Below are 22,259 nucleotides of genomic sequence, written 5' to 3'. Positions count from 1 at the left end.
GGGCAGGCGAGGGAAGACCCGGGAAAGTTGACCCGAGGTGACCACGTCGCCCTAGTCACCCCGGGGCAGGGCGCGCAACAAACGGTGGACGTCCTGCTCGTCCGTGTACGGCGCCAGGCCGACCCGGACCGCTCCGGATGGGCCGAGCCCGAGCCGGTGGCAGGGCTCCCAGGCGTAGCAGTGGCCCGACGAGACGCTGATCCCGCGCCGTCCCAGCTCGGCATGGACGTCGCCGGGGGCGAGCCCCTCGATGCTGAAGTAGAGGGTCGACGTCCGTCGCTTGGCGCGGGACCACAGCGTGATGTCCGAGCGCTCGAGCAGGTGCTCCTCGATCCGGCCGCGGAGCACGTCCTCGTGCGTTCCGATCGCGTCCCACGCGCCCACGACGCGCTCCCGGCGACTGCCGGTGCCCGCCGGGTCGAGCGAGGCGAGGAAGTCGACCGCGGCGGTGGTCCCGGCCATCAGCTCATAGGGGAGCGTCCCGAGCTCGAACCGCTCCGGGACGACGTCGGTCGACGCAACCAGCTTGTCCGGGCGCAGCGTCTCCAGCAGCGCCGGGTCGGCCGCGACCACGCCGCAGTGCGGACCGCCGAACTTGTACGGCGAGCACGCGAAGAGATCCGCTCCCAACGCAGCCACGTCGACGGCCTCGTGGGCGCTGAAGTGCACGCCGTCGACGTAGACCAGGGCACCGACGGAGTGGGACAGCTCAGCCAGCGCGGCCACGTCGGGCATCGTGCCGAGGACGTTGGAGGCGGCGGTCACGGCCACGAGCCGGGTCCGGTCGCTCAGCACCGGCTGTAGATCGGTCGGTGTCAGCTCGGCCGTGTCGGGGTCGAAGTCGATCCAGCGCACGGTCACACCCCGAGCCTCCGCCGCCTGCACCCAGGGCCGGACGTTGCCGTCGTGGTCCAGCCGACTCACCACGACCTCGTCGCCGGGCTCCCACGTGCGGGCGAGGGCTCGCGAGAGGTCGTAGGTGAGGGCCGTCATGCTGCGCCCGAAGACGATGCCGCGGGGGTCCGCCGCGAGCAGGTCGCCGAGCGCCTCACGGCACGCGTGGACGATCTCTTCGGCTGCTCGCTGCGGCGCGGTGTGCGGCCCGCGGTTGGAGACCGGGCTGCCGAGCGTCGCGGCGACCGCGTCGACCACCGGTCGCGGCACCTGGGCCCCGGCCGGGCCGTCGAAGAACGCCTCGCCACTGGTGAGCGCGGGGTACTGGGACCGGACGGCTGCCACGTCGTACGTCATGGTCCGTTTCCTAGCAGACGCGCCACGGCTAGCCTGCACGCCCATGTCCTCCCTCGACGAGGTGGCCGGGATCTCCGCTCGCCAGCGTGACCTGCTCGCCCAGTGGCTGCCCGGTGCCCGTGTGGTCCGGGACCACAGCTGGGGGCTGGTGGAGCGGACGGTGCTGGAGGTCGAGCACGGCGGCGAGACCTACGTCGTGAAGGCCGGCGGACCCGACGACCACCACATGGAGCGAGAGCTGCGCGCACACCGGGAGTGGCTGTCACCGTGGACGTCACGCGACCGGGCGCCGGTCCTCGTGCACGCCGACGAGGAGTCCCTGCTGCTCGTGACCCGGTTCCTGCCCGGCCAGCTGGTCGAGGGCAGCGCGGCCGCGGACGACCCGGAGGTCTTCCGGCAGGCCGGCCGCCTGCTCGCGCTGCTTCACCACCAACCGGGTGTCGTGGACGCGGGGTACGAGCCCCGCGAGAACCGGAAGATGATCAGCTGGCTCGACCGGGAGCACCGGATCGAACCGGGCGTCGAGCAGCGGTTGCGGGACGAGATCGCCAGATGGCCGGAGCCGCCGGCGACGCTGGTTCCGACCCACGGCGACTGGCAGCCGCGCAACTGGCTGCACCACGACGGCGTCGTCCGCGCGATCGACTTCGGCCGCGCCGACCTGCGCCCGGCCTACAGCGACCTCGCCCGGCTGGCCGCACAGGACTTCCGACGCGACCCCGCCCGCGAGCGTTCCTTCCTCGCTGGCTACGGTGCGGACCCCCGGGAGCCGGCGGCGTGGCACCGCCAGCAGGTCCGCGAGGCGATCGGCACCGCTGTGTGGGCCTACCAGGTCGGTGACGAGCGGTTCGAGGCCCAGGGGCACCGGATGATCGCCGAGGCGCTGGGGCCGTAGGGTCGGGTCATGTCGGCGCGCGGTGAATCACTGGGGGTCGACCGGCTCGTGCAGCTCCCGGCAGGACCGCTGCGCTACTGGGAACGCGGCGAGGGGTCGCCCGTCGTGTTCGTGCACGGCCTCCTGGTGAACGCCGACCTCTGGCGTCACGTCGTGCCGGTGGTCGCCGGGGCCGGCCACCGCTGCCTGGCGCCCGACTGGCCGCTCGGCGCGCACGAGCTGCCGGTGCCGGCCGCCGACCTGACGCCGCCCGGACTCGCTGCGATCATCGCATCGTTCCTCGAGGAGCTCGACCTCCATGACGTTGCGATCGTGGCGAACGACACCGGGGGAGCGCTGACGCAGATCCTGATGGCTGATCACCCCGAGCGGATCGGCCGCGTCGTCCTCACGCCGAGCGACAGCTTCGAGCGGTTCTTCCCACCGGTCTTCGCCTTCCTGCCGTGGCTGGCCCGCGTGCCGGGGGCGGTCACTGTGCTGAGCCAGGTGCTGCGGCTGCGCGCGCTGCACCGGTTGCCGTTCACGTTCGGGTGGGTGTCGAAGCGGCCGGTCCCGCCGGCGTACGTCGACTCGTACCTCGGGCCGAGCCGTCGCGACGCTGCGGTACGCCGTGACCTGGCCCGCTTCCTACGCGGGGTGCACCGGCGACACACCCTCGCAGCCGCCGAGCGGCTGGCGTCCTTCGACCGGCCGGTGCTGCTCGCCTGGGCGGAGGAGGACCGGCTGTTCCCGCTGTCGCTGGCCCACCGGCTCGCCGACGTGCTGCCGGACGCCCGGGTCGTCGCGATCGAGGACTCGTACACGTTCGTGCCCGAGGACCAGCCCCGGGTGCTCGCCAACCTGATCGTGGCGGAGCTGGCCCCCGGTCGACGATGACGCCGCCGGACGCGCTTCGCGATGGGACGATGCGGGGATGTCGGACGTGGAGATCAGCGCCCTGGCCATCAACGTGTCGGTTCCGGAGCCGCTCCGTTGGCGGGACACTCGACGGGGCGAGGAGTTCGAGCTGCAGACGCTGAACGTCCGGCTCAAGCCGGACGGCCACCTCGCGGCCAAGGCGTACGGCCGTCCCGTCGCCGGTGGCCGCGGGGCGTACGTGTCGTTCCCCGTGCCTGACCGGCCGGAGCTCCGGTCACTCGTCGAAGACGCGGCTGCGGAAGCCGCGTCGCTCTGGGCGGACCACCGCGGGCTGGGCTGAGGCGGGTCAGGATTGACTCCGTAGCGACGCGTGAGCGCGCTCCAGCAACCGCTGCACGTACAGACCACGCTCGGCGTCGATCCGGGCCGGCCGCGCCTCGCGCGCGGCTGCGACGAACTCGTCGAGCACCGCGGCTCGCATGGCCGCGTCGTCCGCGTCGCGGTTGGCGTCGTACGCACGGACCTCACCCCGCGCGTACACCTCGCACCGGGACAGAGCCTGGGGGAGGGGAGTGGTGATGGAGATCGCCGCCTGTCCAATCGCCCCCGAGCGGTGGAGCGTGGTCAGGGCGACCCACTGGCGCGGGTCGCCGGCCGCGGTGACGTCCTCGACCGGGCCGAGGAGGGCGTCCAGCAGGTCCAGTGCGTGCGGTCCGAGGTCGTCGAGGGCGCCACGTTCCATGCGCCACGGGGTCGCGAAGGTCGCGCCGGGGACGGACCCGCCGCCCACCATCGTCACGCTGGCCGCGACCGGATTCGACGCCGCACACCAGGCCTCCAGCTCGCGCACGGCCGGCTCGAAGCGCGTGCGCAGGAAGACCAGCGACGCGACGTTCCGGGCGGCCTCGGCGACCCGCTCCGCCTGCGGCACGTCGAAGCCGAGCGGCTTCTCCAGGAACAGGTGCCTGCCCCTGGCGGCCGCCTGCGGTGCCAGCTCGGCCTGGACGTCGGGCGGCACGCAGAACGCCACGGCGTCGACCCGGTCCAGCAGCTCGTCGTACCGATCGACGGTGCGCGACGCGCCGACGAGGCGCTCCATCGCCTCCGGCCGACGCGCCCACCCGGCGACGAGGTCTGTATCGGCGTGCTCCTCGAGCATCGGCACGTGGTAGAGCTCGGCCCACGGGCCGGCGCCGACGAGTCCGACACGCAACGGGTCCACGCGCCAGATCGTAGGGGAGTATGACCGGGTGACCGATGCCCCCGCGCTGCCTCACTTCACGTCGTGGCGCGGACGCGAGGTCCGCTGGGACTCGTTCGGCAGCGGGCCTGACGTGGTCCTCCTGCACGGCACCCCGTGGTCCTCGGCGCTGTGGCGACCGATCGCGGACGCGTTGTCCAGCAGGTACACCGTGCACCTGTGGGACATGCCCGGCTACGGCCAGTCGTCGAAGCGGCCGGAGCACGACGTCGACCTCGGGACCCAGGGCGAGCTGTTCGCGGAGCTGCTGCGGGAGTGGCGGCTCGACCGCCCGCACGTCGTGGCCCACGACATCGGGGGCGCGGTCGGGCTGCGCGCCAGGCTGCTGCACGGCGCGACGCACGCCTCTCTCTGCCTGGTCGACGTGGTCGCGCTCCGGCCCTGGGGCTCACCCTTCTTCCGGCTGGTGCAGGAGCACGCGGAGGTCTTCTCCCAGCTCCCGCCGGCGGTGCACCGGGGCGCCGTCGAGGCCTACGTGCGCGGCGCTGCCCACCGCGACCCGGCACCCGAGACCCTCGCGCGGCTGGTCGAGCCGTGGACCACGCCGGAGGGGCTGCCCGGCTTCTACCGCCAGATAGCGCAGGCCGATGAGCGGTTCACCGCGGAGCTCGAGCCGCTGCTGCACGGGCTCACGGAGCCGGTCCACGTGATCTGGGGTGCCGAGGACACCTGGATCCCGGTGGACCGCGCACACCGGTTGCAGGCGATGATCCCGGGGTCGACCCTCCGCGTCCTCCCCGATGCGGGTCACCTCGTGCAGCTCGACGCGCCCGAGGCGCTCACCGCCGAGGTCGCGACCTGGTTGGCAGACGTGGCACGATCCGACTCGTGACCAGCAGCGTCGACTCGGCCCGGCTGCGGGACCTCGAACGCCTCCGCCGGGTGCGTGACCGGATCGACCGCGAGTACGCCCAGCCGCTCGACGTGGAGGCACTCGCGCGAGGTGCCCACATGTCCGCCGGTCACCTCAGCCGGGAGTTCAAGCGGGTCTACGGCGAGTCCCCGTACAGCTACTTGATGACGCGGCGTGTCGAGCGGGCGATGGCACTGCTGCGCCGCGGCGACCTCAGTGTCACGGAGGTGTGCTTCGAGGTGGGCTGCTCCTCGCTCGGGACGTTCAGCACCCGGTTCACCGAGCTGGTCGGCATGCCGCCCAGCACCTACCGGGAGCGCGCGGCGGACGGCACCGGGGAGATCCCGACCTGCCTGGCGAAGCAGGTCCTACGACCGATCAGGAATCGAGAAGCGACCGGAGGGGGCCGCAACTAGCGTGACCGACATGGACATCACCATTCACTACGCGTTCCTACCGCACACCGACCCCGAGGCCTCGTTGGCCTTCTACCGCGACACACTCGGGTTCGAGGTCCGCCAGGACGTCGGCTACGAGGGCATGCGCTGGCTCACGGTCGGACCGCCGAACCAGCCGGAGACCGGACTGGTGCTCACCCCACCCGCGATCGACCCTGGCCTCACCGATGAGGAGCGGCAGACCGTGCTCGACCTGATCGCCAAGGGCAGCTACGCCGCCCTCACCCTGGCCACCTCCGACCTCGACGGGTTGTTCGAGAAGCTGGAGAAGAGCGGCGCCGAGGTGCTGCAGGAGCCGATGGACCAGCCGTACGGCGTACGCGACTGTGCCTTCCGCGACCCGGCCGGCAACCTGCTCCGCATCAACCAGAAGAGCTGAGTGGAAGGCAGGACGAGCCGATGGACCTGCCCGCGCCTCGGGACGCTGCCACGCGCAAGGCGGACACCCTGGCCAAGCTCGCCACACCCGCGATCGACGTCTTCGTGGCGACCGCCTCCGAGTCCGGCGCGCCGTACCTGATCCCGTTGTCGCTGGCCTGGGTCGACGAGCGCGTGGTCATCGCCGTGGACAGCAAGTCGGTGACCGCCCGCAACCTGACGGCGGCGGGCACAGCGCGGCTCGCGGTCGGACCCACTCGCGACGTGGTGATGATCGACGCCATGCTGGAGCGTGCCGTCGGTGTCGACGAGGACGAAGCGCTCGGCGCGGCGTACGCGGCCCAGGCTGACTGGGACCCGCGGGGTCTGGCGGGCTACCAGTTCCTGGTGCTGCGACCCGAGCGGGTGCAGGCCTGGCGCGAGGTGAACGAGCTTCCGGGTCGTACGCTCATGCGCGGCGGCACCTGGTTGGTGTGACGAGACGACGGGAGAGAGAGCCGACCATGAGCAGGGCCACCAAGGACGCCGGCACGACCACCAGGAGTCACCAGGCGGACAGTCACGACTGGATCCGGGTGCAGGGGGCTCGCGAGAACAACCTCAAGGACATCGATGTCGAGCTTCCCAAGCGCCGGCTCACGGTGTTCACCGGGGTCTCCGGCTCCGGCAAGAGCTCGTTGGTCTTCGCCACCATCGCGGCCGAGTCGCAGCGCCTGATCAACGAGACGTACAGCGCGTTCGTGCAGGGGTTCATGCCGAGCCTGGCGCGCCCCGAGGTCGACCGCCTCGAGGGGCTGACGACCGCGATCATCGTCGACCAGGAGCGGATGGGCGCCAACCCGCGCTCCACCGTGGGCACCGCCACCGACGCCAACGCAATGCTGCGGATCCTCTTCAGCCGGATCGGGAAGCCCCACATCGGCCCGCCGACCGCGTTCGCCTTCAACGTCCCGACCCGGACCGCCAGCGGCGTGATGAAGACCGAGAAGGCCGGCCACGAGAAGAAGGACGTCGTCAAGGACGCGGTCTACCAGGGCGGTATGTGCCCGCGCTGCGAGGGCATGGGCAACGTCAGCGACTTCGACCTGACCGCGCTGTACGACGAGTCCAAGAGTCTCTCCGAAGGCGCGCTCACCGTTCCGGGCTACAGCATGGACGGCTGGTACGGCCGGATCTTCAGCGGTGCCGGACTCCCCATGGACAAGCCGATCGGGTCGTTCACCAAGAAGGAGCGCGAGAAGCTCCTGTACGCCGAGCCCACCAAGATCAAGGTGGAGGGGATCAACCTCACCTACGAGGGCCTGATCCCGAAGATCCAGAAGTCCATGCTCTCGAAGGACGTCGAGTCCCTGCAGCCGCACGTGCGCCGCTTCGTCGAGCGGGCGATCACGTTCACGACCTGCCCCGACTGCGAGGACACCCGGCTCACCCGGGAAGCCCTGTCGTCCAAGATCCGCGGCAAGAACATCGCCGAGCTGTGCCAGATGCAGATCAGCGACCTCGCCGAGTGGATGCGCGACCTGGACGAGCCGGGCGTCGCGCCGTTGGTCGCGGGGCTCCAGCACCTGCTCGACTCGTTCGCCGAGATCGGGCTGGGCTACCTGTCGCTGGATCGGCCCGCGGGCACGCTGTCCGGGGGAGAAGCGCAGCGGACCAAGATGATCCGGCACCTCGGGTCGTCCCTGACCGACGTGACCTACGTGTTCGACGAGCCCACCATCGGGCTGCACCCGCACGACATCGAGCGGATGAACCAGCTCCTGCTGCAGCTGCGCGACAAGGGCAACACGGTGCTGGTCGTCGAGCACAAGCCGGAGACGATCGCGATCGCCGACCACGTGGTCGACCTCGGTCCGGGAGCGGGCAGCGACGGCGGCACGATCTGCTTCGAGGGCGACATCGGGGGCCTGCGTGCGAGCGACACGGTCACCGGTCACCACCTCGATGACCGCGCGAGCCTCAAGGAGACGGTGCGGGAGTCGACCGGCGCGATCGAGATCCGCGGCGCCTCGCGGCACAACCTCCAGGACGTCGACGTGGACGTGCCCCTCGGTGTCCTGTGCGTCGTCACCGGTGTGGCCGGCTCCGGCAAGAGCTCGCTGATCCACGGTTCACTGGAAGGTCGCGACGGTGTGGTCGTCGTCGACCAGGCCGCCATCCGCGGCTCGCGACGCAGCAACCCGGCGACGTACACCGGATTGCTGGAGCCGATCCGCAAGGCGTTCGCCAAGGCCAACGGGGTCAAGCCGGCGCTGTTCAGCTCCAACTCCGAGGGCGCCTGCCCGGCGTGCAAGGGCGCCGGCGTGATCTTCACCGAGCTCGGCGTGATGGCGACCGTCGAGTCCCCGTGCGAGGAGTGCGAGGGTCGTCGTTTCCAGGCCTCGGTCCTGGAGTACACCTTCGGCGAGCGCAACATCGCCGAGGTGCTCGCGATGTCGGTGGCCGAGGCCGAGGAGTTCTTCGGAGACGGAGCCGCCAAGACGCCGGCAGCCCACAAGATCCTCGTCCGGCTCGCCGACGTCGGGCTCGGCTACCTCACGCTCGGCCAGCCCCTGACGACGCTGTCAGGCGGTGAGCGGCAGCGGCTGAAACTGGCTGCGCAGATGGCCGAGAAGGGTGAGGTCTACATCCTCGACGAGCCGACCACCGGGCTGCACCTCGCGGACGTGGAGCAGCTGCTCGGACTGCTCGACCGGTTGGTCGACGCCGGCAGGTCAGTGATCGTGATCGAGCACCACCAGGCGATCATGGCCCATGCCGACTGGATCATCGACCTCGGCCCCGGCGCCGGCCACGACGGCGGCCGGGTGGTCTTCGAGGGCACGCCCGCCGAGCTGGTGGCCGACGGCTCGACCCTCACCGGCAAGCACCTGGCCGAGTACGTCCGTGCCGAGGACAGCTAGCTAGCGGTGTCTCGTCAGCCCGCCGCGCACGCGGGCGGGGTCAGGGACCTGCGGCGGCTGGGGTGGGTGGATCGTGACCGTGGCGGCACGTGCCATTCGCGCTCGCCGGGCGCTCAGGACCTCCACGGTGAAGAACTCGTCGGACCCGCTCAGCAGTTCCGGATCAGCCAGCACGGTGACGTCGACGTCGATGTGAGTGGTGCCGGGGGAGAGCTGAAGCCGCCTACGGAACGGGGTGTAGTCCGTCGGCTGTGCGGTGCCGGGGCGGGTGGCGACGACGACAGTGATGGGCTTGCCACTCGGCCGGGACAGTACGAACGTCACGGGGAGGGTCTGCGCCTCGCCGGCCGGGCGGACGACGTCGAGGTCACGCCCCCGGACAGCCGGCGGCGGGTCGGCGTCGGCGATGCTGGCGAACGCTTGGCGGGTACCGATCCGCACGCCACGCGGCCGTCCGATGGAGACCCGGAAGCGTTCGCCGTACTCGTCGAGCCGGTCCCGCGGCACCGGGACCCGGACCCGCGCCGACAGCCGGCCGGCACGGATCGTCACCCGCCGTGCGAGGCGGGTGAAGTCCGAGCCAGCGGTCGCGCTGTCCGTCCTGGTGCGCAGCCACACGCTGGTGCGGCGTCCGGCCGGCCTGTCGAGCCGTACCGTGGCGACGGCCGGAGTGCCCTCGCGGGTATCGGTCACGGACAGGCCGATCCGGGGCGTGGGGAACCCAGGACGACCGTCCTCGTCCAGGGCTGTGAAGCAGTAACCGCGGCTCCGGGCACCTCGGATCACCGCGCGCACTGCGCTGATCGACACCGGTGAGTGCCCGATTCCGTCGTGTTGCAGCACGACGTTGGGCGCGCCCGGCCGCAACGCGGACAGGATCCGCGTGGCGATCTGCCGGGCAGTACCGCCGGTCCAGTCGCGGGAGTCCACCGTCCACAGGACGGGGATCAGCCCGGAGGTGCGGATGCCCTTGCGCGCCGCGTCGTCGAGCGCGCCGTACGGCGGCCGCATCATCCGGGTCGGATGTGTGCCCGCTCGGCGCAACACCCGCTCCGTGGCGCGCAACGTGGCGGTGACCCCGGCAGCGCTCTGGGTCCGCATGTCCTGATGTGCCCAGCTGTGGTTCGCGATCAAGAACCCAGCACGCTCGACGCGCCGCGCGACCCGGGGCGCAGCTGCGACCCGTTCGCCGACCATGAAGAACGTCGCCGGTGCTCCGGCACGACGCAGGATCCGCACCAGTCGCTCGGTCTGGTCCGACGGCCCGTCGTCGAACGTGAGCGCGACGTACCCGGACGAGCAACCGGCCCGCGGTGCAAGCGCGGCGGTCGACGGGGTCGCGACCACGCCGAGTCCCGCCACGACCGTGGCGACCGTCACGGCTACCGCAGCACGCCCCCGCACGTCCATGACACGAGGATGGGAGGTGTGGGGGCCCGCCGCAGGGGAAGCGTCATTTCGTTGACGGGACGTGCCCGGCTGGTGGAGTCCGGCTGGGCCGGCCCGTCGATCGATGAGTTCCGCGTCGTGCGGGGGTCATTGCCTGCAGGACCGTTGGCGCAGACTGCGCGCCCGCACCCGAAGGAGTCGCATGGCACAACTCATCTACTCGATGTTCACCTCGCTCGACGGCTACGCAGAGGCGTCGGAGGGCGACCTCGGCACCGGAGCCGAGGACCAGGAGGTGCATACCTTCGTCAACGATGTGTTCCGCGGCGTCGGGACCTACCTCTACGGGCGACGGATGTACGAGACGATGATCTACTGGGAGACCGCACACACCGAGCCCGACCAGCCGCCGCACATCCTGCAGTACGCCCGCGACTGGCAGGCCGCGGAGAAGATCGTGTACTCCACGACCCTGGAGTCCGTGTCCAGCGCGAGGACCAGGATCGAGCGGACCTTCGATCCGGACGAGGTGCGCAGGCTCAAGGCCGAGGCTGATCACGACCTCACCGTCGACGGGCCGAGTCTCGCGGCCCAGGCGATCGCGGCCGGCCTGGTGGCCGAGTACCACCTGTTCATCACGACGAGCGTGGTCGGTGGCGGCAAGCGGTTCTTCCCTGAGGGCGTGCGTCTCGATCTCGACCTGGTCGAGGAGCGGGCCTTCGGCAGCGGACTGATCTACGCGCGCTACCGGACCCGCTAGCCACAAGACGCATGGCGTCCGGGCCCGACTCCTGGGAATCGCCGATAAGTGACATTATGTCATTCCGTACAGGCTGAACCGGGCGGCTGCCTCCCCCTCGTCCGTCCGCTGGGACCGCTCGATGTCACAACGACGCGGGCCACCTCGTCTCCTGGATGAACGACGAACCCTCCAGGAGGAAGACATGACCAACACCGCACGCATCCCGTCCGCCGAGATCACCGGTGTGTACGGCGCCCTGGTGAAGACGTTCTCGCGTCGCATGTTCGGCCGCGTGCCGGACTCGATGGGCTACATGTGGCACAACACCCGGGTGCTGAAGGACTCCATGGCATTCGGCCAGAAGGTCCACAAGTGGAACCGGCTGGACCCCGACCTCGCGTCGTACGCGACGATCGCGACCGCGGCGTTCGTCGGGTGCAGCTTCTGCGTCGACCTCAACTACTTCCTGGCCCACAACGAGGGGCTGGACACCGCCAAGGCCCGCGAGGTGCCGCGGTGGCGGGAGTCCGACGTCTTCACCCCGCTCGAGCGGCGCGTGATGGAGTACGCCGAGGCGATGAGCCAGACCCCCTCGGCCGTCACCGACGAGCTCGTCGAGGCCCTGCTCCAGGATCTCGACCCGGCGTCGCTGCTGGAGCTGACGTCCAGGGTCGGGTTCATGAACGCCACCGCTCGGAGCAACGTGGCGCTGGGCATCCGCTCCGAGGAGTTCGCAGACAGCTGTGGCCTCGCGCCGATCGCCGCACCGGGGCCGGTCACCGCGTGACGATCCGAGGGCGGGCAGGCGTTCGTCTACCATCGACGCCGTGTCGACGCGCTTGCTCGCCCTGCTCGCCGTGCCGGTCCTCGCGATCGCGTTGCTCGGTTGCGGCAGTGACACACCGCAGGCCGCGGACGACTCCGGCGCGGAGCCGGATGCCGAGACCGTGACGTGCACGTACCGGGAGACCGGCACGGCGCCGGCCAGGGAGGTGGACGCGCCGGGTGGCGAGGCGGTCGCCGAGGGCGAGGTCTCGGTGACGCTGGGGACCGGCGTCGGTGACCTCGCGCTGACGCTCGACGCCGAGCAGGCGCCGTGCACCGTTCATTCGTTCGTCTCTCTGGCCGAGCAGGGGTGGTTGGACGGCACCACTTGCCACCGGCTGACGACCAGCGGCATCTTCGTGCTGCAGTGCGGCGACCCTTCAGGCACCGGCTCCGGTGGTCCGGGCTACGCCTTCGACGACGAGCTGTCCGGCGACGAGACCTATCCTGCGGGCACCCTCGCCATGGCGAACAGCGGCACGAACACCAACGGCTCCCAGTTCTTCATCGTCTACCAGGACACGCAGCTTCCCCCGCTCTACACCGTGTTCGGCACGGTCGACGACGCCTCGCTCGAGACGGTGCGGGAGGTCGCCGACGCCGGGACGGACCACGCCTTCGGGCGTGGCGACGGGGCTCCGCTCACGGAGGTCGAGATCGAGGCTGCGACCGTCTCCAGGGGCTGACGCCTCAGGCAAGCCGGAGCTCTACCGGCTCCCCCAGCTCGACGGTGCGACTGACGGTGCACAGCCGGTCGTGGGTCTGCTCGAGCGCCCGCGGAAGCACCGCCCGCGCTGCGTCGCCGTCTGCCCCCTCGGGGAACCGGATGTCGAACGTCACCACCAGGTTCACCATGTGCTGGCCGCCCTCGTCACGGATCCGGTCGCCTGAGGCGGTCACGGTGAACGCCTGGGCCGTGGCGCGCTTGCCGGAGATGCCGTCCACGCTCACGGCGGTGCAGGCGGCGATCGAGGCCAAGAACGCCTCGACCGGCGTGAAGTCGGGGTCTTCTCCCCCGCTGCCGAAGAACGTCTCTCCGCCGCGGGCGTTGGTCGCCTTGTAGCGCTCCGGGCCGATCTTGGTGAGCTCGATGGAACGGAACGTGTCAGGGCGCGCGGAGGGCTGGCTGCTCATGGCCGCCAGCCTGCCAGATCGGGGCCCCGCTCCCCCGCTGGGTGTCAGCGTCCGAACAGGCGGCGCAACCGGTCACGCCGGGCAGCCGCCCGGACGAGCTCCACCGCGCGCAGCTGCTCGAGCTCCCGGTCTGAGTGAGTCCGTCCGCCGACGATCCCGTAAGACAGGTACTGCGTGGTCATGGTGGTTCTCGTGCCTTTCCGCGAGGCTGGCCCCGCGCGCTTGGATGTAATGGCCGGCGTCGGAACGACGCCTCTTACATACTAGGGGTACGCCGACCCCTTCTCCGCTTCGGCGACGACGTGACCTCAACCACTCGGGGCGCCAGCGGGACGGGCCGGGAGCAGCTGCTCCCGGCCCGTCCTCGGTGACGACGTCGGCTGTCGCGCCGCGGTCAGCGGCGGACCGCCACCTCCGCCCAGACGCGCCCGCGGACCGGCAGGTCCTGTGACGCGGACTTCGCCTGCTTGACGATGTTCTGGCCGCGCTTGAAGAACTGCAAGGAGGCATTGACCTGGTCGTTCGCCGTCATCGCGGCGACCGCGGCCTCGAGCTGCGCGGGGTTCTTCGCGCTGTAGAGGTCGTTCTCCCACATCGACAGTCCACCGGTGATCTCGAGGAAGCCGTCGCGGGTGGTCCTGTTCGGGACGGCGACCGTGAGCTGCAGCCGCTTGGTGTTGCTGCCACGTGCCAGCTGGGCCCGCAGCTGCAGGGTGCCGCCCGGCTTGACGACGGCCGGCTGCCTGCGGCTGAGCGTGACCCACTTCGCGCCACGCTTCTGCTGGACGCCGGTGAGCCGCCACACCGCGGTGCTGTCGCTGACATCTGCGGTCGCGGTGACCGTGTCGACCGAGGCGCCCTTCATGCGGCTGAGCAGGTAGACGATCTCCGCGGCCTCGTAGGAGCTGTCGTAGGAGATGTCGTAGCTGGACACGTACCGATCGCTCCACTCGATGAGGAAGGGTTCGTGCGCTGCGTCGGCGCCTCGGATCTGGAACGTCGCCTTCTCACTCCCGGCCTGGATGGTGTCGATGACGCGGTCGTGGTTGGCCAGCAGCTGCGCGAAGGTCACGTCGGCGTTGAACGACTTGACCAGCGAGTGCGACGTGCCCTCCCGGGGCTCCTTGTCGCCGTAGCTGACGGTGGAGGTGATGACGGCTTCCTTCGGCAGGAAGTCCTCGCCGACGGGTCCGCTGATGCCGGTGAGCCGGTCCTGGTCGATCGTCCCCGCGGGCACGCCCATGTTCGCGACCTTGAAACCCGGTGCGGCGGGGTCCTCCTGCACATAGATCGCCTCTGCCGGCATCATCCCGAGCGTGGTCTTGCCGAAGTAGCCCATCGGGTGGCCGAAGCCGACCAGGCGCCCTTCGCAGACACTGGTCACGGTGCCGACGCCCCCCGCAGTGATGTCGCCGTAGGAGATCGCAGCGCCGAGGTTGCCGCCGGCCACGAGGTCCTTCTCCTCGGCCGCGACCTCGGACGACGCCGCGCCCATCGCCAGGGCGCCGCGGGTCTTGATGAAGTCCGGGCCGTTCTTCCCCTGCAGCTGGTTCAGCCGGTGCTGGCTCAGGCCGGAGAACGACATCGGCATCGGCAGCTGCTCAAAGCCCTGCAGCGCCTGCCGCACGGTCACGTCGGTCGTGGCCGCGACCCGCTTGGCGAGCCCCGGACCGACCGCGACCTTCGCCGGCACGGTGGTGTCCAGGAACTCGTCCATGTGCTCGAACGGCGTGATGCCGGCGACCGGGGACGGGCCCCACGTGAGGCCGTAGGCGACGGCGCCGATCAGGCGACCGTCGGCGGCGTACACCGGCGAACCGGACATGCCCTGCCAGATGCCCACCCGGTCGATCTCGTCGGACGTGAGACGGGCCATGACCATCGGCACTCCCGGGGCGATGCCGTCGTGGATCACGCCGAGGATCTTGCCCGTGAACCCCTCGGGCATCACTCCGGTGTCGACCGTGAGACCGGTGACCAGGTCACCGGCCGTGAAGCCGTCGGCGACCGGGTAGGGCTGCTTGCAGTCTTCTGTGGGAGGCGCTGCGTTCGCAGGCTGCGACGTGATCGCCGCGCCCGTCCCCAACAGCGCCAGTCCTGTGAGTGCCGCGGCAGCTGCGCGACTTCGTGACGTCTTCATGTTTGATGCACTCCCTCTCCGAGCGGAGGCGATGCGCCCCCCGTTGATTACCGGTATGACGTGCTCTCTCGGCAAATGGTTGCCCTGGGTCACCGGCTGTTGGATTGTGCTGGGGACGGGGTCGTGATGGCTTGAGAACAGATACTCACGTCGGGTCTCGATCCGGTCACAATGCGAGGGAGACTCATCGATGCGAGTTGCGGTCTCGGCCACCGGCCACCAGGCGCTCGCTGCCGGGCTCGAGGTCGCGGGTGACGGTGGCAACGCGATCGACGCCGCGATGGCCGCCGCGTTCGTCGCGCTGTCCACCGAGCCCGGCATGGTCAGCCTCGCCGGAGGCTGCTACGCGGCCGTGTGGACAGCAGACGGCGAACCGGCCGTGATCGACGGCAACGTGGAGATGCCGGGCCGCGGCGCCGACCCGGACCGGTTCGGCCAGGGCGTGCGCGAGGTCGTCACGGAGTACGGCGGCGGGGTGACCATGCACGCGGGTGCCGGCTCGGTCGCGACTCCGGGGGTCGTCCCCGCCTTCGGCATGCTGCACGAGGGCTACGCGAGGCTGGAGTGGTCGCGGCTGATCGGGCCGGCCCGGCGTGCCGTCACCGACGGTTACCCGATGAGCCGCGCAGCCGCTCGCTACCTCGCGATCGTCGCGGACACGCTCTTCGCCCCCGATCCCGAGGCCTACGCACTGGTGACCAGCTCGAGCGGCGGCCTGCTCGGCGGTGGTGAGCACACGACGAACCACGCCCTTGCGGACGTGCTCGGGCAGCTGGCCGACGAGGGACCTGATCTCTTCAGCTCCGGTGCGGTCGGGCGTGCGCTCGTCGACCAGATGACGGCCGACGGCGGGCTGGTCACGGCCGAGGATCTGGCGGCGTACCGTCCGGTCGAGCGGCCGGCGTACCGGCTCGACGTCGGTGACTGGGACGTGGCCGTGAACCCGCCACCCGCGGTCGGCGGGCCCCTGCTGGCGGTGATGCTCGGCGAGCTCGCGCGACGCGGCCGTTCCTGGACCTGGGATGACGCGATCGAGATCCAGCGTGCGGTGCTCGGGTACCGGCTCGAGGTGCACGACCGGTCGTGGGACCTCGACGCCGACGGCCACGCGCTGCTCGCGCGGGTCCGGGAGGCCGGGCTCGAAGGGTTGCAGGGGTCGGGGTCGACGGCGCACATCTCGGCGGTCGACGAGAACGGCACGGCGTGTGCCATCACCATGAGCAGCGGGTACGGCGCCGGCTCGTGCATCCCCGGCACCGGCGTCCTCCTCAACAACTGCCTGGGTGAGACCGAGCTCAACGCCCACGGGCTGCACGCGGTCGCTCCCGGCACCCGGCTCGCGTCGAACATGGCGCCGACGACCGCCCGAGCGACCGACGGGCGCACGCTGGCGATCGGCTCCCCGGGCGCCGACCGGATCACCACCGCCCTCATGCTCGTGCTCGGACAGGGCATGCTCCACGCGGCGGACGTCCAGCATGCGATCTCGCGACCCCGGGTGCACGTGCGTGCCGGGAAGGACGGCTTCGTGGCGGAGTACGAAGCCGAGCCGGCGCTGGCGTCGGCCGTCGTGGCGAGCGGGCTGCCGGGGCACGAGTACCCCGAGCCCCACATGTACTTCGGCGGGGTCGGCGCCGCGCTGCTGACCGCCGACGGGCTGCTGGAGGCGGCGGGTGACCAACGACGCGAGGCCGCGGTCGGAGCCTCCACCTAGCCTCGCCATCTACGCTGGCATCGTGAGTGACGCGCGCCGACCCGGGCCGATCGTGCGTGTCGACGTCAGGGAGTACGCCGACGCCGAGTCGCGTGAGCACGAGGACCGAGTCGCCTCGGAGGAGCCGCTGGAGCTGCGGCTGGCCTGGCCGGGGTCGAACGCACGGCGGGTCTGGGTCACGATGCGGAGTCCGGGTCACGACTTCGAGCTGGCGGCAGGGTGGGCCTTGCACGAGGGGCTCGCGGTGCCGGACGCCGTCCGCACCGTGGCGTACTGCACCGACGAGGACCTCACGCCCGCGCAGGAGCTCAACGTCGTGACCGTCACGCTCGACCGTCCTCCGGCGGTCGACCCGGCGCACCGGCTGTCAGGACACGCCACCGGATCCTCGGCCTGCGGGGTGTGCGGGAAGGACAGCATCGAGGCGGCGCTCGCGACTCCGCGAGCACCCGCCTGGACCGGCCCCACGCTCCAGCCGGAGGTCGTGCGCACGCTGCCGGCACTGCTGCGGGAGCACCAGGCCGTGTTCGGGACGACCGGTGGCGTCCACGCGGCCGGGCTCGCCGACGAGACCGGTGCCTTGCTCGTCGTACGCGAGGACGTGGGGCGGCACAATGCCGTCGACAAGGTCACCGGCGCACAGGTGCTCGCTGGGCAGTCGCCGGCTGCTCCCGCTCTCGTCGTGAGCGGGCGCGCCGGCTTCGAGCTGGTCCAGAAGGCGCTCGCTGCCGGGGTCGGTGCCCTCGTCGCCGTCGGCGCACCCACGTCGCTGGCGGTCACGCTCGCCCGCGAGGGTGGAATCGGGCTCTACGGCTTCACCTCGGAGCGGAGGACCGTCCGCTATGCGTGACCGCGATTGGAATCTCGCGGCTCGATGAGACACGGTGGAGAGTCCTGCACCCGATCGGAAGGACAGCCATGCTCATCCTCACCGACAACGCGTCGGCCGTGGTGAAGGGCTTCGCAGACCAGATCCCCGAGGCCACCGGACTCCGCATCACGGGAGGCCCGACGGACGCCCCGACGCTCGAGGTCGCGCCCGCCACCGAGGCCCAGCCCGGTGACGCCGTGCTCGAGCAGAACGGCGCCACGGTCTTCCTCGACGAGAGCGCGACGCTGCTCCTGGACGACAAGGTCCTCGACGCGGCGGTCGACCCTGAGGGGAAGGTCGAGTTCGCCCTGGCTCAGCAGGGCTAGACCACACCCGCACGACCCGACGGACCCACGCCTGATTGCGGCGTGGGTCCGTCTTGTTGTCGGCCCGCGCCCCTACCGTCGTGCCGTGCGGATCCTTCACACCTCCGACTGGCACCTCGGCCGGTCGTTCCACCGTGAGGGACTGATCTCTGCCCAGGCGGTGTACGTCGACCACCTGCTCGACGTCGTCGAGCGCGAGAGGGTCGACCTGGTCGTGGTCGCCGGCGACGTCTACGACCGGGCGCTCCCCCAGGTCGACGCGGTCCGGCTGGCCGACGAGGCATTCGCCCGGCTCGCCGGCTCCCGCGCTCGGGTGGTGGTGACGAGCGGCAACCACGACAGCGCGCAGAGGCTCGGATTCGGTGCCCGCCTGATGGACGCTGCCGGCGTCCACCTCCGCACCGACGCGGCCGCGGTCGCCCGGCCGGTCCTGCTCGAGGACGCCCACGGTCCGGTCGCCGTCTACGGCATCCCGTACCTCGACCCGCAGCTGCTCCGCGAGCCGTGGGACCTGCCCGGACGCTCGCACGAGGCTGCGCTCTCGGAGGCGATGCGTCGTGTGCGCGCGGACCTCGCCCAGCGTCCGGCCGGTACCCGTTCGGTCGTGATCGCCCACGCGTTCGTGGCGGGCTGCGCTCCCAGCGACTCCGAACGTGACATCAGCGTCGGCGGGGTCGCGATGGTGTCGTCGTCGGTGTTCTACGGCGCCGACTACGTCGCGCTCGGCCACCTGCACGGCAGCCAGGTGCTGGGTGAGGCGGTCCGCTACTCCGGCTCTCCGCTGGCGTACTCGTTCTCCGAAGCCGACCACCGCAAGGGGTCCTGGCTGGTCGACCTCGACGAAGCCGGCTACGCCTCAGCCGAGTTCGTGGAGGCACCGGTCCCCCGCCGGCTGGCGGTGCTGCGCGGTGAGCTCGACGCGCTGCTGGGCGACCCCGCGCTGACGGTCCACGAGTCGTCCTGGCTGCAGGTCACGCTGACCGACGACGTGCGGCCGTCACAGGCGATGGCTCGGTTGCGCGACCGGTTCCCTCACACGTTGTCCCTGGGCTTCGAACCGGCGAACCCGTCGGAGCCGGTCCGATCGTCGCCCCGTCAGGCCGGTCGCTCCGACCACGACATCACCCTCGACTTCGTGGCCGACCTGCGTGGCCGGCCGGCCAGCGACGCGGAGTCCGCCCTGCTCGCCGAGGCGGTGGATGCCTGCTGCGAGGACCCTGAGGTCGACACCCTGCTCTCGAGCGGGGCAGACGCATGAGAATCCACACCCTCGAGATCACCGCGTTCGGACCGTTCGCCGGCGAGGTCTCGATCGATCTCGATGAGCTGAGCGACGCAGGTCTGTTCCTGCTCACCGGGGCCACCGGTGCCGGAAAGACGAGCGTCCTCGACGCGGTCTGCTTTGCGCTGTACGGCGCCGTGCCGGGCGACCGCCAGCTCGCCAAGCGGCTGCGCTCCGACCAGGCTGCCCCCGGCGTCGCTCCCGCGGTCCGGATGGAGCTCACGGTGCAGGGGCGCCGGTTCCGGATCCGACGATCGCCGGCCTGGCAACGGCCGAAGAAGCGCGGGACCGGTCTCACGACCGAGCAGCCCCAGGTGCTCGTGGAGGAGCGGACCGCCGGCAGCTGGCTGCCGCTCGCCAGCCGCCTCGACGAGGCCGGTCATCTGGTGTCCGGCCTGCTCGGCATGACCATGACCCAGTTCTGCCAGGTGCAGCTGCTCCCCCAAGGTCGCTTCCAGGAGTTCTTGCGCGCCGAGTCCGACGACCGCCGTCGACTGTTGCAGCGGCTCTTCCGCACCTCGCGGTTCGAGGACGTCGAGCGGTGGCTGCGGGAGCACCGCCGAGAGCTGCGGCGGCAGTCCGCTAACCACCACGACCGGGTGGCGGACCTGGTGAGCCGGCTCAGCGAGGTCGCGACCACGCCGCTCCCCGCCGCGTGGGACCTCACGGCACTCGACGAGGCGGTCGAAGAGCTCCAGCCGTGGGCGAGCCGGCTGCGCCTCGAGGCCGAGGAGACGGCCGCCGATGACGAGGCGCGGGCGGCGTCAGCCGAGTCCGCCGCCGCGGCCGCGGCCCGGGCGCTGGAGGCCGGACGGTCGTTGGCCGCCCAGCGTCGTCGGCTGGCGGCCGCTCGCAGGGAGCGGTCGGCGCTGGTCGCCGAGATCCCCGCTCACCGCGGCCGCGTCGCGCGACTCGACGCGGCCCGACGAGCCGCCGCGGTCCTGCCGGCGTGCGAGGTGGCCACCCGCGTGGCCGCCGACCTGCAGGAAGCAGAACGAAGGGCTGACGCGGCCCGAGCGGCCTTGCGGGACCTCGACGGCACCGACCCGGCCTACGACGACCTCGGTCGCCACGCGCGCGAGGTGACCGAGCGAGCGGCACGGGTGCGCGCGCTCGCTCCCCGAGCCAACGAGCGTGAACGTCTCGAGGGGCTGGTGTCGGAGGCCCACCGCGCCATCGCCGCCATCGACTCGGAGGCGGCCGAGGTCGGCGCGCGGCTCGACGAGCTTCCGGCCGAGCTCGCGGCTCGTCGTACGGCCGAGACGGAGGCGCGGCGCGCCGTCGACGGCTTGGACGCTACGCGGGCCGAGGCGGCGGTCGCCGACCAACGGCTCGCGGCTGCCCGGCACGTCGTCACCCTGGTCGCGGCCCGTGCGGAGGCCGAGATCGACCACCGGCTCGCGGTCGACGAGGCACAGCAGCGGCGGGAGGAGTGGCTGACGATCCAGGAGCAGCGGATCTCCGGGATGGCGGCCGAGATCGCGGGCGCGCTGGCCGTGGGCGCATGTTGCCCTGTCTGCGGGTCCGCCGACCACCCGTCCCTCGCGCGCCCGGCTCCGGGCGCCCCGGACGCAGCTGCCGAGCGGGCCGCCCGTAAGGCGGTCGACGACGCAGAGGCCGTACGACACGCGCACACCGTGGCGCTCAGCGACCTCGACGCGCAGATCGCGCTCGCTCGCGACCGGTCCGGCAATCGCTCGGTCGGCGAGCTCGAGCAGGAGGCCGGCTCGGTGGCTGACCGGCTGAAGCAGCTCGAGGCACGTGCGAGCGGGCTCGATCAGGCGGTCTCCGGTCGGGAACACATCGAGCAGGAACAGGCTCGTCTGGTCTCCTGCAAGGCCGAGCTCACGACCGCGCGGGCGCGACACGAGACCATGGCTGCGGAGCACGCCGCCCGCATCACCGAGATCGCCGTGGAGATCGCCGGGGTGCTCGAAGGTACGGGCCACGACTCCGTGGCGGACTTGGCACACCACCTCGACGCGGTGGCCAAGGCCTGCGCCGACCTCGACCGGGTGGAGGCCGAGGTCACTCGTGCGCGCGGTGCCGCCCAGCGGGAGCAGGCGCGCGCCCTGGGGGCCTGCCTGGACCACGGGTTCGACTCCGTCGCGGCGGCTCGCGGCGCGGAGCTGCCGCCGCAGGTCGTGGACGAGCTGACCGAGTCCGTGAACGAGCGCGAGGCGCGGTTGGTGGCCGTCGAGACGGCGCTTGCGGACCCCGACCTGCAACCTGCCCGACAGGCGGACGCCCCCAGCCTCGACGCGCTCGAGCAGAGTCAACGGAAGCTGGCCTCGGAGCTGGCGGCGGCACGTGCGGCGCTCTCGGTCTCCCGCGGTCGCGTCGGAAGGCTCGCCACGCTCTGTGGCAAGCTCGCGGCCGCTCTCGCCGCGTGGTCCCCCACCCGAGAGTCGCTCGAGGTCGCCGACCGGATGGCCACGTTGGTCGACGGCACCTCGCCCGACAACCGGCTACGGATGCGGCTGTCTGGCTACGTCCTTGCGTTCCGGCTCCGACAAGTCGTCGCGGCGGCCAACGAGCGGCTGCTCGCGATGACCGACCACCGATATCGCCTCGAGCACAGCGATGACCGCGGTGCGGGCGAGTCGCGGGGCGGGTTGAGCCTCCGGGTTCGCGACGACTGGTCCGGCGAGTCCCGCGACCCGGTCACGCTCTCCGGCGGCGAGACGTTCGTCGTGTCCCTGGCGCTCGCGCTCGGACTGGCAGACGTGATCGCCCACGAAGCCGGCGGCAGTGAGCTCGACACGCTGTTCGTCGACGAGGGCTTCGGCACGCTGGATGCCGACACCCTCGACGACGTCATGGACACCCTCGACTCGCTGCGCGACGGTGGGCGCGTCGTCGGAGTCGTCAGCCACGTGGCCGAGCTGCGCGATCGGATCCCCACCCAGCTCCACGTGCACAAGCACCGGTCTGGGTCGACGGTGCACCAGGAAGCTGCGGGCTGAACCCGTCGCGAGA

22 protein-coding genes are annotated in these 22,259 nt (G+C 71.4%); 16 read left to right on the top strand and 6 right to left on the bottom strand.

Annotation, left to right across the window (positions count from 1 at the left end; all coding sequences use genetic code 11):
- Positions 1 to 51: 51 nt before the first annotated feature.
- On the bottom strand, positions 52 to 1,251 hold the full coding sequence (locus VFZ39_RS18220) for a cysteine desulfurase-like protein (protein ID WP_330867217.1): 1,200 nt from the start codon (positions 1,249 to 1,251) through the stop codon (positions 52 to 54).
- A 43-nt stretch (positions 1,252 to 1,294) separates the two neighbouring features.
- Between VFZ39_RS18220 and VFZ39_RS18215 the strand changes: the two genes are divergently transcribed.
- From VFZ39_RS18215 to VFZ39_RS18205, 3 genes are read left to right on the top strand one after another with little or no spacing between them, the layout of a single operon-like run.
- On the top strand, positions 1,295 to 2,146 hold the full coding sequence (locus VFZ39_RS18215) for a phosphotransferase (protein WP_330867216.1): 852 nt from the start codon (positions 1,295 to 1,297) through the stop codon (positions 2,144 to 2,146).
- Between the two features lie 9 nt (positions 2,147 to 2,155).
- Entirely contained in the window at positions 2,156 to 3,022 is an 867-nt protein-coding gene (locus VFZ39_RS18210) for an alpha/beta fold hydrolase (protein ID WP_330867215.1), read from the top strand.
- A gap of 37 nt (positions 3,023 to 3,059) precedes the next feature.
- The gene (locus VFZ39_RS18205; protein WP_330867214.1) at positions 3,060 to 3,344 is read left to right on the top strand and encodes a hypothetical protein; all 285 of its coding nucleotides are present in this window, start codon (positions 3,060 to 3,062) and stop codon (positions 3,342 to 3,344) included.
- Between the two features lie 6 nt (positions 3,345 to 3,350).
- Here the strand turns inward: VFZ39_RS18205 and VFZ39_RS18200 are convergent, their stop codons facing one another.
- Complete coding sequence (locus VFZ39_RS18200) at positions 3,351 to 4,226, bottom strand: Gfo/Idh/MocA family protein (protein ID WP_330867213.1); 876 nt, start codon at positions 4,224 to 4,226, stop codon at positions 3,351 to 3,353.
- Between the two features lie 28 nt (positions 4,227 to 4,254).
- On the opposite strand from VFZ39_RS18200, the gene VFZ39_RS18195 reads away from it, so the two are divergent.
- The 5 genes from VFZ39_RS18195 to VFZ39_RS18175 are packed head-to-tail and all read left to right on the top strand — an operon-like array spanning position 4,255 to position 8,857.
- Complete coding sequence (locus VFZ39_RS18195; RefSeq protein WP_330867212.1) at positions 4,255 to 5,097, top strand: alpha/beta fold hydrolase; 843 nt, start codon at positions 4,255 to 4,257, stop codon at positions 5,095 to 5,097.
- Positions 5,094 to 5,534 (top strand): helix-turn-helix transcriptional regulator, encoded by a 441-nt coding sequence (locus VFZ39_RS18190; RefSeq protein WP_330867210.1) that lies wholly within the window; start codon positions 5,094 to 5,096, stop codon positions 5,532 to 5,534. Before VFZ39_RS18195 ends, VFZ39_RS18190 begins: the two co-directional genes overlap by 4 nt.
- A gap of 10 nt (positions 5,535 to 5,544) precedes the next feature.
- Positions 5,545 to 5,955 (top strand): VOC family protein, encoded by a 411-nt coding sequence (locus VFZ39_RS18185; RefSeq protein ID WP_330867209.1) that lies wholly within the window; start codon positions 5,545 to 5,547, stop codon positions 5,953 to 5,955.
- A gap of 20 nt (positions 5,956 to 5,975) precedes the next feature.
- Entirely contained in the window at positions 5,976 to 6,431 is a 456-nt protein-coding gene (locus VFZ39_RS18180) for a pyridoxamine 5'-phosphate oxidase family protein (protein WP_330867208.1), read from the top strand.
- Between the two features lie 26 nt (positions 6,432 to 6,457).
- On the top strand, positions 6,458 to 8,857 hold the full coding sequence (locus tag VFZ39_RS18175; protein ID WP_330867207.1) for an excinuclease ABC subunit UvrA: 2,400 nt from the start codon (positions 6,458 to 6,460) through the stop codon (positions 8,855 to 8,857).
- Here the strand turns inward: VFZ39_RS18175 and VFZ39_RS18170 are convergent, their stop codons facing one another.
- A complete protein-coding gene (locus tag VFZ39_RS18170; RefSeq protein ID WP_330867206.1) occupies positions 8,858 to 10,267 on the bottom strand; it encodes a polysaccharide deacetylase family protein in 1,410 nt (469 codons plus the stop codon). It abuts the gene before it with no gap.
- 181 nt (positions 10,268 to 10,448) lie between these two features.
- Here VFZ39_RS18170 and VFZ39_RS18165 point away from each other — a divergent pair, with 181 nt between their 5' ends.
- From VFZ39_RS18165 to VFZ39_RS18155, 3 genes are all read left to right on the top strand, one after another.
- A complete protein-coding gene (locus tag VFZ39_RS18165; RefSeq protein WP_330867205.1) occupies positions 10,449 to 11,006 on the top strand; it encodes a dihydrofolate reductase family protein in 558 nt (185 codons plus the stop codon).
- 184 nt (positions 11,007 to 11,190) lie between these two features.
- Positions 11,191 to 11,775, top strand: coding sequence for a carboxymuconolactone decarboxylase family protein (locus tag VFZ39_RS18160; protein ID WP_330867204.1), 585 nt, complete (start codon positions 11,191 to 11,193; stop codon positions 11,773 to 11,775).
- A gap of 40 nt (positions 11,776 to 11,815) precedes the next feature.
- Positions 11,816 to 12,499 carry a peptidylprolyl isomerase gene (locus tag VFZ39_RS18155; protein ID WP_330867203.1) on the top strand — a complete coding sequence of 228 codons (684 nt, stop codon included), beginning with the start codon at positions 11,816 to 11,818 and terminating at the stop codon, positions 12,497 to 12,499.
- A gap of 4 nt (positions 12,500 to 12,503) precedes the next feature.
- Here the strand turns inward: VFZ39_RS18155 and VFZ39_RS18150 are convergent, their stop codons facing one another.
- From VFZ39_RS18150 to VFZ39_RS18140, 3 genes are all read right to left on the bottom strand, one after another.
- Positions 12,504 to 12,947, bottom strand: coding sequence for an OsmC family protein (locus VFZ39_RS18150; protein ID WP_330867202.1), 444 nt, complete (start codon positions 12,945 to 12,947; stop codon positions 12,504 to 12,506).
- A 44-nt stretch (positions 12,948 to 12,991) separates the two neighbouring features.
- The gene (locus tag VFZ39_RS18145) at positions 12,992 to 13,129 is read right to left on the bottom strand and encodes a hypothetical protein (protein WP_330867201.1); all 138 of its coding nucleotides are present in this window, start codon (positions 13,127 to 13,129) and stop codon (positions 12,992 to 12,994) included.
- Between the two features lie 212 nt (positions 13,130 to 13,341).
- On the bottom strand, positions 13,342 to 15,087 hold the full coding sequence (locus VFZ39_RS18140; protein ID WP_330867200.1) for a hypothetical protein: 1,746 nt from the start codon (positions 15,085 to 15,087) through the stop codon (positions 13,342 to 13,344).
- A gap of 190 nt (positions 15,088 to 15,277) precedes the next feature.
- Between VFZ39_RS18140 and VFZ39_RS18135 the strand changes: the two genes are divergently transcribed.
- The 5 genes from VFZ39_RS18135 (at position 15,278) to VFZ39_RS18115 (ending at position 22,246) form a co-directional block, all read left to right on the top strand.
- A complete protein-coding gene (locus tag VFZ39_RS18135; RefSeq protein ID WP_330867199.1) occupies positions 15,278 to 16,801 on the top strand; it encodes a gamma-glutamyltransferase in 1,524 nt (507 codons plus the stop codon).
- 22 nt (positions 16,802 to 16,823) lie between these two features.
- Positions 16,824 to 17,651 (top strand): formate dehydrogenase accessory sulfurtransferase FdhD, encoded by an 828-nt coding sequence (locus VFZ39_RS18130; RefSeq protein WP_330867198.1) that lies wholly within the window; start codon positions 16,824 to 16,826, stop codon positions 17,649 to 17,651.
- Positions 17,652 to 17,719: 68 nt separating this feature from the next.
- A complete protein-coding gene (locus tag VFZ39_RS18125) occupies positions 17,720 to 17,998 on the top strand; it encodes a Fe-S cluster assembly protein HesB (RefSeq protein ID WP_330867197.1) in 279 nt (92 codons plus the stop codon).
- Between the two features lie 85 nt (positions 17,999 to 18,083).
- Positions 18,084 to 19,256 carry an exonuclease SbcCD subunit D gene (locus VFZ39_RS18120; protein ID WP_330867196.1) on the top strand — a complete coding sequence of 391 codons (1,173 nt, stop codon included), beginning with the start codon at positions 18,084 to 18,086 and terminating at the stop codon, positions 19,254 to 19,256.
- Positions 19,253 to 22,246, top strand: a complete 2,994-nt coding sequence (locus VFZ39_RS18115; RefSeq protein WP_330867195.1) for an SMC family ATPase — start codon at positions 19,253 to 19,255, stop codon at positions 22,244 to 22,246. The genes VFZ39_RS18120 and VFZ39_RS18115 overlap by 4 nt, the downstream gene beginning before the upstream one ends.
- The last annotated feature ends 13 nt before the right edge of the window (positions 22,247 to 22,259 follow it).

The sequence above is a fragment of the Nocardioides sp. genome (assembly GCF_036374615.1).
In the GTDB taxonomy this organism is placed as follows: Bacteria; Actinomycetota; Actinomycetes; order Propionibacteriales; family Nocardioidaceae; genus Nocardioides.
This window is presented reverse-complemented; position numbering and strand designations above follow the sequence as displayed.